Consider the following 14,246-nt stretch of genomic DNA (forward strand, 5'->3'; position numbering starts at 1 on the left):
TGTTATTAGTACTGCCGGGCCTTCGCCAGGTGTTCATTGAGTTTTTTCGCTGCGGCATTCGTGCGTTCGCTGGTGGACACCTGCGCCACCCCCACCCGCCACCACGACAGATAGCCGTGGATCATGGTCTTGGGCAGCACTTTGATGTCGATCAGGGTCGACACGGTTTGCGTACGCGCATCGGCCAGGGCCGCTTCAAGCTGTTCCACGGTGCTGACCTTGTAGGTCTTGCAGCCATAGGCCGCCGCACTCATGGCGAAATCCACCGGCACCAACCCGCCGTCGAGCTTGCCGCTCTCGGGGTTGCGGTAGCGGAACTCGGTGCCGAAACTGTCCATGCCATTGCCGATCTGCAAGTTGTTGATGCAACCGAAGGCCATGTTGTCCAGCAGCACCACGTTGATCTTGCGCCGCTCCTGGATCGAGGTGGCCAGCTCCGAATGCAGCATCATGTAGGAGCCATCGCCGACCAGCGCGTAGACCTCTTTGGTCGGCTCGGCCAGCTTCACGCCGAGGGCCGCGTTGATCTCGTAGCCCATGCACGAGTAGCCGTATTCGACGTGGTAGGTATTCACGCCCTTGCTGCGCCAGGCGCGTTGCAAATCGCCCGGCAGGCTGCCGGCGGCGGCAACGATGATCGCGTCGTCGGCCAGGGTTTCGTTGAGCACGCCAAGCACGCGGCTTTGGGTCAGGCAGGAGCCGGTCAACTCGATAAATTCACGCAGTACGGCGCGATCCAGGTGGTCGTCGACCTCGGGGACGAAGCCGTCACCTTCGTATTCCACCTGGTGCACGCGGTCCACTTCGGCGTCCAACTGCGCCTTGGCCTCGGCAACCTGCCCGCCCCAGCCAGAGCGGTAATCGCCGAGGGCATCGGCCAGCGCTTCCAGGGCCAGCTTGGCATCGGCCAACACCTGCACGCCGTCCAGCTTCAAGGCGTCGGCGAGGCTGATATTGAGGTTGAGGAACCTCACCTCGCCATGCTTGAACAGCGATTTCGACGAGGTGGTGAAGTCGGTGTAACGGGTGCCGATACCAATGATCAGGTCCGCCTCGGGCGCCAGCAGGTTGGCCGCCAGGCAGCCGGTTTCGCCGATGCCGCCGACATTCAGCGGATGGCTGGAGACCACCGCGCTCTTGCCCGCCTGGGTTTCCGCGAACGGAATATCAAAACGCTCGGCAAACGCCTGCAACGCCGCATTCGCGCCGGAGTACTTCACGCCGCCGCCGCAGATGATCAACGGTTTGCGCTTGCCCCGGAAAGCGGCCAATGCATCGCCGATCATCGCGGCAGTGGCCGGACGACGATCGAGTCGGTGCACACGTTTTTGCAGGAAATAGTCGGGGTAGTCCCAGGCTTCGGCCTGCACGTCCTGAGGCAGCGCCAGGGTCACGGCGCCGGTTTCCGCAGGGTCGGTGAGCACGCGCATCGCATGGATCGCAGCGGTCATCAGTTGCTCGGGACGGTTGATACGGTCCCAGTATTTGCTCACCGAACGGAATGCATCGTTGGTGCTGATGCTCAGGTCATGGAACTGCTCGATCTGTTGCAGCACCGGGTCCGGCTGACGGCTGGCGTACACGTCGCCGGGCAGCAGCAGCAACGGAATACGGTTGGCCGTGGCGGTCGCCGCAGCGGTCAACATATTGGCGGCGCCGGGCCCGACGGAGGCGGTGCACGCATAGATCTTGCGGCGCAGATGCTGCTTGGCAAACCCGATGGCGGCGTGGGCCATGCCCTGCTCGTTGCGGCCCTGATGCACCACCAGGTCGCCGCTGTCCTGCTCCAGCGCCTGGCCCAGGCCCAGCACATTGCCGTGACCGAAAATGGTGAACACGCCGGCGACAAATTTGCTCTGCACGCCATCGACTTCGATGTATTGGTTATCCAGGAACTTCACCAAGGCCTGGGCCATGGTCAGTCGGGTGGTGGTCATGTCGCGCCCCTTAACGATTTTGCAGGTGGGCAATGCTTGCCCCCAACGCCTGCTGGATATCCGCCAACTCATGCACGCTGGTCGCAAACGGCTCGAACGACAGGTAGCCGCTGTAACCGGTGCTGAGCAAGGTGTCGATCTGCGCGGCATTGCCGAGGATGTCGCCCTCACCCACCAGCACACGGTGGCCGTCGCGAATCGAGTTGAGCGGCGCGTCGGCATCTTCCACACCGGAGATATGCACCAGGCCGGTCAGCTCCGGGAAGAACTCGTGCTCATTGGCCAGGTGATGGTGGAAGGTGTCATGCACCACACGGAACACATCCAGGCCGCCGATGGACTTGATCGCATCCACCGCCACACGCTTGCGGCGCAGGGCGGATTCTTCGAAGCCCAGGGGTTCGACGAAACCGAGAATCCCGTACTCGCGCAGGATCGGCGCCAACTCGCTCAACGCGGTGCGCAAACCGGCGGCGCGCTGGGCATCGTTGCGCGTGTCGCCGGGCTCATTGAGCGGGCACATCACCAGCCCTTGGGCGCCGCATTCACGGGCGTAGGTGGCGAGTTTGATCGCCTGGGCGCGGCGCTCGTCGTTCCACACATCAAAGGGGTACAGCGCGTTGATCGACAGCACGGTAATGCCCTGCACCGCGCACAACTCACGCACGCGGCTGGCCGGGGTGCCGTACTCGATTTCACGGTTTTTCAGGTCATTGCGAATTTCGATGGCATCGCACTTGAGCGCGGCCGCCAACTGGATGAAATCCGGCAGGGACAGGTTGGGTGCGACCATGCGGTTCAGGGCAAAGCGTAGAGGCGACTTCATTGTTGTTCTCCGTCCAAAACCGCTTAAAGGTCCAGCAGCCAACTGTGCTGCGGGTCGTTGTGGAAATGCCAGGCGCGCTTGGGCCCCGCCATCACGTTCAGGTAATAAGATTCGTAGCCGTACGGCACGCTGACCGGGTGATAGCCCTTGGGCACCACCACCAGGTCGCTGTTTTCCACGGCCATGGCCTGGTCAATGCTGCGGTCGTCGGTATAGACCCGCTGGAACACAAAACCCTGGGGCGGGTTGATCTGGTGGTAGTAGGTTTCTTCCAGGAAGCTCTGGTGCGGCAGGTCGTCGGTGTCGTGCTTGTGCGGCGGGTAACTCGACGAATGCCCCGACGGCGTGCGCACTTCCACCACCAGCAGCGAATGGGCCGGCGAAGTGTCGGGCAGGATGTCGCACACATAGCGCGTGTTGGCACCTTTGCCACGCACGCTGCGCTTGCAGTCTTCGGGGCGGATCAGGCGTGGTTCGTAACCGCCGGCACCGGGGGCGGCGCAGACGGCAATCTGCACGTCGCTCAAGGCGGTCACCTGGGCGTCGGCGCCCGGCGGCAGGTAGGCGGCGAACGGGGACTTGTCCTCGAACACCGACTGGCGATCGCCGAGGTTCTGCCAGTTGAAGCCCTCGCCTTCGATGTTCACCCGACCGCTGAGCAGCACCAGGCACAGCTCTTTATCGCCAGCGCTGACCGGCAGGGTTTCGCCCAGGCTCAGGCGGTAGGCTTTGAACCCGACGTATTCCAGCCGGCCCTCTTCCAGGGCAACCATGGTTTGCCCGCGTTTGCTGCTTTTGACCAACAGGCTCATCACTGGGTCCTCTCTGTGAGCAGAGCGCGCAGGGTGTCATAACCCTTTTTCGCGTAGATATAGCTGGGCGCCACTGCCGGATCCTGCTCGGCTTCCACCACCAGCCAACCCTCGTATTTCGCCGCGAGCAGCACATCGAGCAACTCGGCAAAGTCGATATCGCCATCGCCGGGCACGGTAAACGTGCCGTTGACGATGCAGTCCGGGAAGCTCCACATCTGGTTGCGCGCCAGTTGCACCACCGGTTTGCGCACGTCCTTGAAATGCACGTGGCAGACGCGGTCGATGTGCTTGCGCAGCACCTCCAGCGGTTCGCCGCCGCCCATATAGCAGTGACCCGAATCAAACAGCAGGCCGACTTCCGGGCCGGTTCTTTTCATCAACTGGTCGATGTCTTCCGGGGATTCGACGTAGGCGCCCATATGATGGTGATAGGCAAGACGTACGCCTTGGGACAGGGTGAAGCGCGCCAACTCGGTGAGCTTGTCGGCGTACGCCTGCCAGGCCTGCTCGCTATGGAAACGCGGGCGTTCGATCAGGCGAATGCGCGAGCCCTGGATCGAATCGGCCACCTCACCGTAAACCAGCACGTTGGCGCCATTCTGTTTCAGTAATTCGACGTGAGCGGTGATGGCTTCGATTTCTTCGGCCACCGAGCGGCGGGCCAGGCGGCTGGAATACCAGCCGGAGACCAGCGCCAGGTCATAAGGGCGCAGTACATCGCCGACGCCCTTGGCGTCCTTGGGGAATTTACCGTTGAGTTCAAAACCTTCGTAGCCGATTTCCTTGCCCTCGCTCAAGGCGGTGCTCAGCGGCGTTTCACCGCCCAGGGCTGGCAGGTCGTCGTTGCTCCAGGAGATCGGGTTGATGCCAATTCGGATTGCGGGCATGGCTGCACCTTTATTATTTTCAGGTATCACTGAGATCTGCTTTATGTGGGAAGGGGCTTGCCCCTCCCACATTGGATTGCCTTTCAAATTAGAACTGGGTTCAGGTTCGGGCACTGCGCCAGGCATTGATCAGTTGCTCGAACGTCGCCTGTACCTGCTGGATCAGGGTTTCATCATCAATCTCCCCCGCCATCCACGCCTTGCTCGGCTCCTGGAAAATCGTGCGACCCACGGCAAACCCACGGCAGGTGGTGCTCAGGCGTGCTTGCTGGAAGCCGTCTGCGAGAAACTGTGCCGAGGCATTCAGGCCCAGCAACACCACGCCACGGCAGTACGGGTCGCGCTCCTGGATCAGCGCATCGAGCTTTTTCCAGTCCTCGGCCGACTGCGCTTCGATCTTCCACCACGCCGGGTAGATGCCCAGGTTGTACAGGCGCTTGAGGCTGCGATAGAGCGCGTCCGGGTAGGTGGACGGGTGATCCTTGGGCGGGATGACTTCCAGCAGCAGTTCATGGCCGCTGACCAGGGACGCGTCATACACGGCCTTGAGTTGGGCTTCCTGTTCCAGGCGCAACAAGGGTTCGTCATCCGGGTGGAATTGCACCAGGCACTTGATGATCTGTTCCTGGGGCCAGGCGATCAGGTTGCTGCCAATCGAACGCCCATGTTCGAAGGCCAGGGGCCGCGAGTTCTGCACTTCCACCGGGCGCGCGATCCACCAGCCGCGACCGCTGGCGGCGTTGAGCGCGTCCTGGCCGAAGCGCTGGTCGGCCAACAGGCCCACATCGGCGGCAACGCCCTGCTCGGCGAGCTTTTTTTCCACCCGTTCGATGGCCTGGATAAACAGTTGCTTGATGTCGCTGATACGCGCCGGATCCTGGCCGCCGCGCTGCGCCAGGTCGACCAATTGCCAGCGGTGGTCGAAGGCAAAGATGAACAATTGCTTCCATTGCTTGCGCGGCACGCTGACGCGGTGCAGGCGTTGCAGGGTCACGTCCTGGTCCGGCCGGGTGATCGGCACCGGGCTGTTGAACAGGTAATCCAGCTCGGCCGGCGTCGGCATGGCCGGGGCGCAGGCGTGGCGCGAGACCACCAGGCCGCCACAGGCATTGGCCAGTTGGCTGCAACGTTCATCGCTGGCGTCGTTGATCCAGCCGCTGAGAAAGCCCGACATAAACGCATCGCCGGCGCCCAGCACATTGAGCACTTCGACGCGCACGCCGGGGTAGATCGCGCCGTCTTCCAGGCGCGCAGGAATCGCACCGTGAATCACCGTGCAACCCTGCGGGCCGAGCTTGACTACCAAGGTGGCGGGCGTGAGTTCGCGCACGGTGCGCAGTGCGGTGAGCAGGTCTTCACTGCCACCGGCGATCAGGAATTCTTCCTCGGTGCCGACGATCAGGTCGAAACGCGGCAGGATTTTCTGCACATGCTGGCTGACATTCTGGTCGGCGACAAACCGCGTCTCGCCATCCGCCTTGCCCGCCAGGCCCCACAGCACCGGGCGGTAGTCGATATCCAGCACGCGCTTGACGTTGTGCTTGGCCGCATAGTCCAGCGCCTGGATGCTGGCCTTGTACACGCCATCGGTGGAGAAATGCGTGCCGGTGATCAGCAGCGCCTTGCTGGAGGCAATAAAGGCTTCGCTGATGTCTTCGGCGCGCAGGGCCATGTCGGCGCAGTTTTCGCGGTAGAACACCAACGGGAAGGTTTCGCGGTCCTTGAGGCCCAGCAGCACCAGGGCGGTGAGCCGTTCCGGGTCGACCTTGATGCCGCTGACATCACAGCCTTCGCGGGCCAGGGATTCCACCAGGAAGCGACCCATATGGTCGTCCCCCACGCGGCTCAGCATCGCCGACTTGAGGCCCAGTCGGGCAGTGCCGAAGGCGATGTTGGCGGAGGAACCGCCGAGGTACTTGGCGAAGCTGGACACGTCCTCAAGCCGCGCACCTACTTGCTGTGCGTAGAGGTCGACGCCCAGGCGCCCGAGGCAAATCAGATCCAATTGACGCCCACTGGCAAAACGAGTCTGGCCCATGCTGGCTCCTGTTATTTTTATCAGCCTGCGTGGTGCCGCCGTGGTGACGGCACACGCTCTTGGTGAGAGCAGACTAGAACGTCCGGCGGCCGCAATCAATATTTATTCCATAATTATTTTTAGTGGAATATTTTTTCCAATAAGCCGGCATAATGGCACCCCAGCCCGCGTGCATCGTTTCAGCAGCCCACGGGCGCCGTGATGCCGGGGTATTTTTTTGCGCCTACCCTGTAGACTTGCGCCACCCATCAGCGCATCAGACGAACACGCCAGAAGGATTGCCCATGTCCCGCACCGATCCCGAGACCACCCTGGAAGCCCCACTCGCCAGCACTCCGGTCAATGCCGAACGCCTGTTGCAGCTGATCACCGACGAATACGAAAGCCTGCCGCGCCAGCTCAAGCGCATCGCCAGCTACATGAGCCAGCAGAGCGACCGGATCATGGTCGACCGCATCAGCGACATTGCCCGTGAATGCGAAGTGCATCCGTCGGCCATCGTGCGGTTCTCCCAGCGTTTCGGCTTCAGTGGTTTCAGTGAGATGCAGGCGCTGTTTCGCGAGGCCTACACCCACAAGACCACGCCGGTACAGAACTACCAGCAGCGCATTCGCAGCATGATTGCCAACAAGTCGCAGAAGGCCAGCGGCGGCGACCTGGCGCGCGAATGCGTGAACGCCACGCTATCGGGCATCGAGCGTCTGGGGCTGGAACTGGATGACGTTGCGTTCGACAAGGCCGTGGACCTGGTGGTCAACGCCGACAATATCTACGTGGTGGGTGTGCGCCGTTCGTTCGCGGTGGCCGACTACCTGGTCTACAACCTGCAGCACACCAACAAGCGCATCCATTTGATTTCCGGCCTGGGCGGCAGCTACCGCGAGCAGATGCGCAGCGTACGCGCCAATGACCTGGTGATCGCCATCAGCTTCACGCCGTATGGCAAGGAGACCCAACACTGCCTGCGCATCGCCCAGCACCATCAGGCCAAGACCCTGATCATCACCGACAGCAACCTGTCGCCCCTGGCCAAGCGGGCGAACGCGGTGTTGTTGGTGAATGAAGGTTCGTCGTTTGCTTTCCGCTCGCTGAGCGCCACCTTGTGCCTGTGCCAGGCGCTGTTTATCGCGGTAGCGTATCGGTTGGAGTTGAAGGTGGATGAGATTCACGAGCAGGTCGGGTTCGACGACTGACTTCCTGACACTGCAGACCAAATGTGGGAGGGGGCTTGCCCCCGATGGCGATGTATCAGTCGTCGGCTGAGCTGACTGATATTCCGCTATCGGGGGCAAGCCCCCTCCCACACTGGACCGGCATCAGTGCATGAAAATTGCGATCAGGATGATCACCGGAATTGGCACGCCGAGGAACCACAGAAGTAATGAGCGCATGGTGTTCTCCTTGAATTAACGAACGTAGTTTTCGGTTTCGACGTACACCACCGCATCGCGACGACGACCACCAAAGGTCGCAGCGAAGCTGGCAAAGAACGCACCGATCAACAGGGCAACAAACGTCCACAGCGACGTGTAGGCAGCCACTTTGGCGGCCGTGTCAGCGGCCTGCTTGGCTTTGAGCTTGGCGTCTTCGACAGCTTTACGGGCATCGCCATAGACCTTGTCGATGCGCGCTTCGGCCTCGGCCTGGCTGAGGTTGGTGCGCTGGCTGATCAACTGCGCCAGGTAGGCACGGTCTTCAGCGGCCAGTTGGCCATCGTTGCTCAGGGTGCGAGTGAAGATGCGCGCTACCACGCCGTGGGCCGCGTCATCGCTGACGGCAACCGGGCGGTCGTCACGGAACAGGCTGTCGACGTAATAGTCGAAGTCGCCGCCGTTGACGCCTTTGGCCGCACTGCCCGCTGCTTGGGTGATTCCGCTGGCGGCGCCCGCTGCGACACTGGCGCCGGCTTTCACACCACCGCTCACGACACTGCTGACCGAGCCGACCACCAGCACTGCGGTAATCAACGTCGCGACCGCCCAGGCCAGGAAGCCATGGGCCGTGTCACGAAAGTACACCTCGTCGCCATGCATTCCGGACCACTTCACTCGCAAGCGTCCGGCGATATAACCGCCCAACCCGGATGCGACGATCTGGGTAAACGCCAGCCAGACAATAGTGGAAATGCCAAGCCCCTTGGCACTGATACCGCTATCGGCCCACGGCGACACCGCCGAAAAACCCAGGCCGAAACCCAGCAGTACCAGGATCAACGACAGTGCAGCCGCCGCAGCGGCCCCGGCAAAGATCGCTCCCCAGGAAACCCCGGAGTGCGTGCTCGACGCTTGCAGCGTGGATGAGGATGTGATCATTGTTGTTGTGCTCCCGGCAGGAAAAATAGTGTTACAAGTCTCAAAAGGGACAGTGCAGGCACCATGCCAGTCGGCATAAAAATAAATATCTATATATTTCAAAAACTTAAATAAGTTGAACTTACTCGTTCCATGCAAGTTGCAAGAGCGGCGGCAGGAAGGCGTGCGTTATGCATTCCCCTGGAAAAGTATCGGTTTTGCCAACATGAAGTTTTATTTAGGAAGCGTTCAGCCATTTCTTGGCAAAATGCCCCCACTTCTAGTGTGAATCGCTCACCAGGTAATCCTATGACCCGCATTTTGACCATCGAGGATGACGCCGTAACGGCCCGCGAGATCGTCGCCGAGCTGAGTAGCCATGGACTGGACGTAGACTGGGTGGACAACGGCCGCGAAGGCCTGGTCCGCGCCGTGAGTGGTGATTACGATCTGATCACCCTCGACCGCATGCTGCCCGAACTGGATGGGCTGGCCATCGTCACCACCTTGCGCACCATCGGGGTGTCGACGCCGATCCTGATGATCAGCGCCCTCTCCGACGTGGACGAGCGCGTGCGCGGCCTGCGCGCCGGCGGTGATGACTACCTGACCAAGCCATTCGCCTCCGATGAAATGGCCGCCCGCGTCGAAGTGCTGCTGCGGCGCAAAAGCACGGTCAAGGAATTCGAAACCGCCCTGCGCGTGGCCGACCTCGAACTCAACCTGATCAGCCGCGAAGCCAGCCGCGCCGATCAGCCTCTGAGCCTGTTGCCCACCGAGTACAAACTGCTGGAGTTCCTGATGCGCAACACCGGGCAGATCCTGTCGCGGATGATGATCTTCGAGGAAGTCTGGGGCTATCACTTCGACCCGGGCACCAACCTGATCGACGTGCACATCGGTCGCCTGCGCAAGAAAATCGATCCACCGGGCCTCACGCCGTTGATCCGCACGGTACGAGGTTCGGGTTATGTCATTGCTGAACCCCTCTAAAGGCTGGCGTTCTTCCAGCAGCCGTTTGCTGGCGTTGTACAGCTCGCTGTTCGTAGCCTGGAGCTGCATCCTCATGGGGGTGCTGTATTACGAAGTGTCCGGTTACCTGAGCGACCTGTCGCGCCATTCGCTGATGCAGCGCCAGCATCTGTTCCAGCGCTTTGACGGCGAAGAGCTGGTGGAAGCGTTGACCACCAGCATGACCTTCGACATGAAGGGCGTGGACGCCTACGGCTTGTTCGACGAGCAATTTCGCCCTTTGAGCGGGCCGATCCGTGCGATCCCGCCGGACCTGCCGCTGGACGGCAAGATCCACGCCCTGTCCAACTGCGTCGACTCCGACGACCCCAAACTGCCCAAGGACAGCTGCGACGCCGTGGCCACCCACACCGACGACGGCCGCTGGCTGGTGCTGGTGCGCGCCAATGGCTCGTTGTTTGGTGTGACGCGGATCATCTGGCATGCCTTGCTGTGGGCGCTGTCACTGACGATCATCCCCGGCGCTGCAGGCTGGCATTTACTGCGCCGACGTCCGCTGCGGCGGATTCGCGGGATCCAGGCCAGTGCCGAAGCGATCGTCGCCGGCGACCTCACCCATCGCTTGCCGCTGTCCAACCGGCGTGACGAGCTCGACATGCTCGCGGCCATCGTCAACGCCATGCTCGACCGCATCGAGAAGCTGATGAACGAGGTCAAGGGCGTGTGCGACAACATCGCCCACGACCTGCGCACCCCGCTCACCCGTCTGCGGGCTCAGTTGTACCGCATCAAGCAGCAGGCCGAAGCCGAGTCGGCCCATGCGCTGCAACTGGACGACGCCATTGCTGAAACCGACACCCTGATGGCGCGTTTTCGCGGGCTGTTGCGTATCTCGGAACTGGAAGATCACCAACGTCGCTCAGGCTTTCTGGTGATGGACCCGCTGCCATTGCTGCGCGAGTTGCACGACTTCTACCTGCCCCTGGCCGAAGAAGGCGAGTTGCAGCTTTTACTGCAAGTACCAGACTCCCTGCCGTGGATCACCGGCGACCGCGCGTTGCTGTTTGAAGCCCTGGCCAACCTGCTGAGCAACTCGATCAAGTTCTCCCCGGCGGGCGGCGAAGTGATTTTGCGCGGGGTCAACGACGGCGGCAGCACACGCATCGAAGTCCATGACTCCGGGCCAGGCATACCGGCGGCGGAACGCAAAGCGGTGTTCCAGCGGTTTTATCGCGTGGATGAGAGCGACCAGCAAGGTGGGTTCGGCTTGGGCTTGTCGATTGTGGCGGCGATTATCAATTTGCACGGGTTCAAGTTGGACGTCGGCACCAGCGAGCAAGGCGGTGCGAGGCTAGTGCTGGAATGTCGCCAGCAACTGATGCCCGAAGCCTAAGGCGACTGGGTTCCAAATGTGGGAGGGGGCTTGCCCCCGATAGCAGTGTGTCAGTCACCTGATCAATAACTGAAAAACTGCCATCGGGGCAAGCCCCCTCCCACATTGGCCCTGCGGTGCGTAATAGATCTGATCAGCTCAGAAATTCGCCCGCAGCGCCTCAACCCCTCCCTTGTATAACCCAGCGAACAGCTCTTCCACCGCTGCATCCGTAGTGCCGGCCGACGGGGTAAACACACCGGACCATGTCACCTTCGCCGATGATTCGCTCAACGCCTCAACCTGCAACGTCGCCAGGTAGGCCGTCACCGGAAATGGCGATGCCCCCTCAATGGTGTAGCTGTAGGTGCGCGCCACGTTATCAAAGGTCTGCAAACGCTCGACGATCGAACCACCGTCGGCGGTGGTCAGGTGGCGCAAGCGGCCGCCTTCGCCCGGTTCGCTCTTGGCGATCAGCGGCAACCAGTCCGGCAGGCTGTTGAAGCCGCCTACCCATTGCCAGACCGTGTCGGCCGATACCGGGATTTCAATCACTGCAGATGCTGTTGGCACGGTAAATCTCCAAAAGTCGTAGGAAAACGTCGTTCAGCCTGCCACGCAAAGCCGGTCAATGCATCAATTCCCGCAGTCGATACCACAACATCCCCAACGCCAGCAGCGGCGAACGCAGCGCCTTGCCGCCGGGAAAGGTCATATGCGGCACCTGGCTGAAAACATCCAGACCCTGACTGTGACCTGCATGAATCGCCTCGGCCAGCAGTCGCGCGCACCAGTGGGTCACATTCAGCCCGTGGCCGGAATAGCCTTGGGCGTAGAACACATTCGGGTACTGCTGCAACCGCCCGACCTGAGGGAAACGGTTGGCGGTGATGCCGATCTTGCCGCCCCACTGAAACGCGATGGCGGTGTCAGCCAGTTGCGGGAACACCTTGAGCAGCTTGGGCTGCATATACGCGGCAATGTCCGCCGGGTCGCGCCCGGAATAATGGCAGGCACCGCCGAACAGCAGGCGACGGTCGGCCGACAACCGGTAGTAATCCAGGCCGACTTTCTGGTCGCACAGCGCCAGGTTCTGCGGGATGAGTTGGTTGGCCAGCGCCTGCGACAGCGGCTCGGTGGCGATGATGTAGCTGCCCGCCGGCAACACCTTGCCGCTCAGGCGCGGTTCCAGTTCTTCGAGGTGCGCATTGCAGGCCAGCACCAGGCTGGCGGCGCGCACCGTGCCAGCGGCGCAGCGCACGTGCACGGTGTCGCCGTGGATCAGCTCCAGCACTTCGGTGTGCTCGAAGATTTTCACGCCGAGGGACTCAGCCATCTGCGCTTCACCCAGCACCAGGTTCAATGGGTGCAAATGCCCGGAGCCCATGTCCACCAGGCCGCCGGCGTACACGGTCGAGCCCACTACCTGCGGCATATCCTGCGGCCCAACCAGGCGGGTTTCATGGGTATAACCCAATCGCCCAAGGCCCTCCTGCTCCGCCTTGAACGCCGCGAACTGCGCCGGGGTGTTGGCCAGCTCGCAGAAACCCCAGCGCAGATCACAGTCGATGCCATGCTCACGAATGCGCTCGCCCACCAGCGCCACCGAGTCGATGCCGGCGCGCTGCAGGTAATGCACACCCTCCTCCCCCACGTATTTGGCGAACCCCGACACATCGTGGCCGATCCCGCGGATCAACTGCCCGCCATTGCGCCCGCTGGCGCCCCAACCGACGCGCCGGGCCTCCAGCACAATCACCGAGAGCCCGCGCTGAGCCAGTTCGATGGCGGTGTTGATGCCAGTAAAACCGGCGCCGATTACGCACACATCGGCACTCAGGTCGGCGTCCAGGCTCGGCCGCTCAGGCATGGCATTGGCCGTGGCCCGGTAATAGGAGCGGGCGTGGTCGTTGGACTGGATCATTTATGGGCCTTCACTTTGCTCCAGGCGCGGTCATCAGGCGCATGGTTGCCGGGGTCGGTGGAATCGCCAGCAGCTCGAACCACAGGGTGGAGCCTTCCTTGGCAATCGAATAGGCGATATTCAAGGGCCAGCGGGAGAAGCTTGTTCACAAGACGCATTGAGGTCTATCTTGGGCCAGCCTTCGAACGGCATCTATCCACTTTGCACGCAGCACAACGCACCAATAGAGTGCGCACGGATTCTTCATGACACTGGCAACCGCTTCGCGCTTACAGGCCTTCGCCACTGGTGATGTGGCCGCCCAATGCAATGCAACACCTGGCTGGGTGCAGCAGTACCAGCAGATGTCCCCCGGGCACTTTGCCGGGCGCATCCGCTACCTCGATCTGCAGGGCGTGCAGGTGTACGAAGAGTGCATGAATACGCGCGTCGAGCAGCATTTCAATGCCCCCCCGGGCTCGCTGGCGTTCTGTTTCGATGGCAGTGACAACGCGCTGTACCTGCTCAATGGCGAAAGCCGCAATACCTGGATCACCCCGGAAAACTACCGCGAAGTGGCGGTGGTGTTCGGCCCGCAATTCGTGCAGCGCCATGGCTTGGATGTGACGAAGCTGGAAGGCCTGTTCATGGCCCCGCTGACCTCCCAGCAGAACGCGCTGTTCAGCCGCTGGCTCAGTGGCACGCTGACGCGCTTGTCCACAGTCGTCGACCCGGTCTCCCTCACCCGGCAACTGCTTGACGACTGCCTGTTCATCCTCGACAACGCCTGTGTCTGCCTGGATCGCAGCTCATTGCGAAGACGCAGTGAAGAACGCCAGTTGATGGCGCGCATCGGTGAGTGGGCGGCGGATGCGCCGGATGCAACCGTCAACCTGCTGGAACTGGCACAGATCGCCGGCGTGTCCTTGCGCCAGCTGCAGCAAGGCTTCAAGACCTACACCGGGATGAGCCCGGCGCAGTGGATGAGGCTGCGCCGCTTGAATGGCGCACGGCGGGACTTGCTGACCGCAGTCGACCGCACCGTGGCTGAAGTGGCGATGAACTGGTCGTTCTGGCATTTGGGGCGGTTCTCGCACAGCTACCGTGCGCTGTTCAACGAGCTGCCAAGCGAGACCCTCAAGCGCTCCTGAGGACATCAGGTTTTTATGGTGAGCGGACTTCTGTGATGTCTGTGCGGCCATTCT

The 14,246-nt window shown here is 61.8% G+C and carries 13 protein-coding genes; 5 read left to right on the forward strand and 8 right to left on the reverse strand.

Annotation, left to right across the window (positions count from 1 at the left end):
- Positions 1-5: 5 nt before the first annotated feature.
- The 5 genes from iolD to NDJ82_RS11980 all read right to left on the reverse strand — a co-directional run bounded on the left by iolD (position 6) and on the right by NDJ82_RS11980 (position 6,503).
- Complete coding sequence (iolD, locus tag NDJ82_RS11960; RefSeq protein ID WP_250925520.1) at positions 6-1,937, reverse strand: 3D-(3,5/4)-trihydroxycyclohexane-1,2-dione acylhydrolase (decyclizing); 1,932 nt, start codon at positions 1,935-1,937, stop codon at positions 6-8.
- Between the two features lie 10 nt (positions 1,938-1,947).
- A complete protein-coding gene (locus NDJ82_RS11965; RefSeq protein WP_099585116.1) occupies positions 1,948-2,763 on the reverse strand; it encodes a TIM barrel protein in 816 nt (271 codons plus the stop codon).
- 23 nt (positions 2,764-2,786) lie between these two features.
- Positions 2,787-3,575, reverse strand: a complete 789-nt coding sequence (iolB, locus tag NDJ82_RS11970) for a 5-deoxy-glucuronate isomerase (protein ID WP_099585117.1) — start codon at positions 3,573-3,575, stop codon at positions 2,787-2,789.
- Complete coding sequence (iolE, locus tag NDJ82_RS11975; protein ID WP_112194937.1) at positions 3,575-4,465, reverse strand: myo-inosose-2 dehydratase; 891 nt, start codon at positions 4,463-4,465, stop codon at positions 3,575-3,577. Before iolE ends, iolB begins: the two co-directional genes overlap by 1 nt.
- 100 nt (positions 4,466-4,565) lie before the next feature.
- The gene (locus NDJ82_RS11980) at positions 4,566-6,503 is read right to left on the reverse strand and encodes a bifunctional 5-dehydro-2-deoxygluconokinase/5-dehydro-2-deoxyphosphogluconate aldolase (RefSeq protein ID WP_099585119.1); all 1,938 of its coding nucleotides are present in this window, start codon (positions 6,501-6,503) and stop codon (positions 4,566-4,568) included.
- On the opposite strand from NDJ82_RS11980, the gene NDJ82_RS11985 reads away from it, so the two are divergent.
- Together NDJ82_RS11985 and NDJ82_RS11990 are read left to right on the forward strand one after the other, a co-directional pair.
- The gene (locus NDJ82_RS11985) at positions 6,502-6,705 is read left to right on the forward strand and encodes a hypothetical protein (RefSeq protein ID WP_250925521.1); all 204 of its coding nucleotides are present in this window, start codon (positions 6,502-6,504) and stop codon (positions 6,703-6,705) included. The two genes, NDJ82_RS11980 and NDJ82_RS11985, sit on opposite strands and share 2 nt — an antisense overlap.
- An 82-nt stretch (positions 6,706-6,787) precedes the next feature.
- A complete protein-coding gene (locus tag NDJ82_RS11990) occupies positions 6,788-7,696 on the forward strand; it encodes a MurR/RpiR family transcriptional regulator (RefSeq protein WP_112194935.1) in 909 nt (302 codons plus the stop codon).
- Positions 7,697-7,909: 213 nt separating this feature from the next.
- On the opposite strand, the gene NDJ82_RS11995 is transcribed toward NDJ82_RS11990, so the two are convergent.
- Positions 7,910-8,815, reverse strand: a complete 906-nt coding sequence (locus tag NDJ82_RS11995) for a hypothetical protein (RefSeq protein WP_250925522.1) — start codon at positions 8,813-8,815, stop codon at positions 7,910-7,912.
- A 288-nt stretch (positions 8,816-9,103) separates the two neighbouring features.
- Between NDJ82_RS11995 and NDJ82_RS12000 the strand changes: the two genes are divergently transcribed.
- Both NDJ82_RS12000 and NDJ82_RS12005 read left to right on the forward strand, forming a co-directional pair.
- A complete protein-coding gene (locus NDJ82_RS12000) occupies positions 9,104-9,787 on the forward strand; it encodes a response regulator transcription factor (RefSeq protein ID WP_010564812.1) in 684 nt (227 codons plus the stop codon).
- Positions 9,765-11,159 (forward strand): sensor histidine kinase, encoded by a 1,395-nt coding sequence (locus tag NDJ82_RS12005; protein ID WP_099585122.1) that lies wholly within the window; start codon positions 9,765-9,767, stop codon positions 11,157-11,159. The genes NDJ82_RS12000 and NDJ82_RS12005 overlap by 23 nt, the downstream gene beginning before the upstream one ends.
- 138 nt (positions 11,160-11,297) lie before the next feature.
- Here the strand turns inward: NDJ82_RS12005 and NDJ82_RS12010 are convergent, their stop codons facing one another.
- Both NDJ82_RS12010 and NDJ82_RS12015 read right to left on the reverse strand, forming a co-directional pair.
- Positions 11,298-11,711 carry an SRPBCC family protein gene (locus NDJ82_RS12010; RefSeq protein WP_158878680.1) on the reverse strand — a complete coding sequence of 138 codons (414 nt, stop codon included), beginning with the start codon at positions 11,709-11,711 and terminating at the stop codon, positions 11,298-11,300.
- Between the two features lie 55 nt (positions 11,712-11,766).
- On the reverse strand, positions 11,767-13,062 hold the full coding sequence (locus tag NDJ82_RS12015; RefSeq protein WP_191959486.1) for an NAD(P)/FAD-dependent oxidoreductase: 1,296 nt from the start codon (positions 13,060-13,062) through the stop codon (positions 11,767-11,769).
- Positions 13,063-13,307: 245 nt separating this feature from the next.
- On the opposite strand from NDJ82_RS12015, the gene NDJ82_RS12020 reads away from it, so the two are divergent.
- Complete coding sequence (locus NDJ82_RS12020; RefSeq protein WP_250925523.1) at positions 13,308-14,192, forward strand: helix-turn-helix domain-containing protein; 885 nt, start codon at positions 13,308-13,310, stop codon at positions 14,190-14,192.
- The last annotated feature ends 54 nt before the right edge of the window (positions 14,193-14,246 follow it).

It is taken from the genome of Pseudomonas sp. SR18 (assembly GCF_023701505.1).
Classification (GTDB): Bacteria; Pseudomonadota; Gammaproteobacteria; order Pseudomonadales; family Pseudomonadaceae; genus Aquipseudomonas; species Aquipseudomonas cyclaminis.

Excerpts from the sequence above, each read along its gene's own strand:
- iolD (WP_250925520.1), bottom strand. The coding sequence starts at position 1,937 with ATGACCACCACCCGACTGACCATGGCCCAGGCCTTGGTGAAGTTCCTG.
- NDJ82_RS11965 (WP_099585116.1), bottom strand. The coding sequence starts at position 2,763 with ATGAAGTCGCCTCTACGCTTTGCCCTGAACCGCATGGTCGCACCCAAC.
- NDJ82_RS12015 (WP_191959486.1), bottom strand. The coding sequence starts at position 13,062 with ATGATCCAGTCCAACGACCACGCCCGCTCCTATTACCGGGCCACGGCC.
- NDJ82_RS12020 (WP_250925523.1), top strand. The coding sequence starts at position 13,308 with ATGACACTGGCAACCGCTTCGCGCTTACAGGCCTTCGCCACTGGTGAT.
- NDJ82_RS11980 (WP_099585119.1), bottom strand. The coding sequence starts at position 6,503 with ATGGGCCAGACTCGTTTTGCCAGTGGGCGTCAATTGGATCTGATTTGC.
- iolB (WP_099585117.1), bottom strand. The coding sequence starts at position 3,575 with ATGAGCCTGTTGGTCAAAAGCAGCAAACGCGGGCAAACCATGGTTGCC.
- iolE (WP_112194937.1), bottom strand. The coding sequence starts at position 4,465 with ATGCCCGCAATCCGAATTGGCATCAACCCGATCTCCTGGAGCAACGAC.
- NDJ82_RS11985 (WP_250925521.1), top strand. The coding sequence starts at position 6,502 with ATGCTGGCTCCTGTTATTTTTATCAGCCTGCGTGGTGCCGCCGTGGTG.
- NDJ82_RS12005 (WP_099585122.1), top strand. The coding sequence starts at position 9,765 with ATGTCATTGCTGAACCCCTCTAAAGGCTGGCGTTCTTCCAGCAGCCGT.
- NDJ82_RS11995 (WP_250925522.1), bottom strand. The coding sequence starts at position 8,815 with ATGATCACATCCTCATCCACGCTGCAAGCGTCGAGCACGCACTCCGGG.
- NDJ82_RS12000 (WP_010564812.1), top strand. The coding sequence starts at position 9,104 with ATGACCCGCATTTTGACCATCGAGGATGACGCCGTAACGGCCCGCGAG.
- NDJ82_RS11990 (WP_112194935.1), top strand. The coding sequence starts at position 6,788 with ATGTCCCGCACCGATCCCGAGACCACCCTGGAAGCCCCACTCGCCAGC.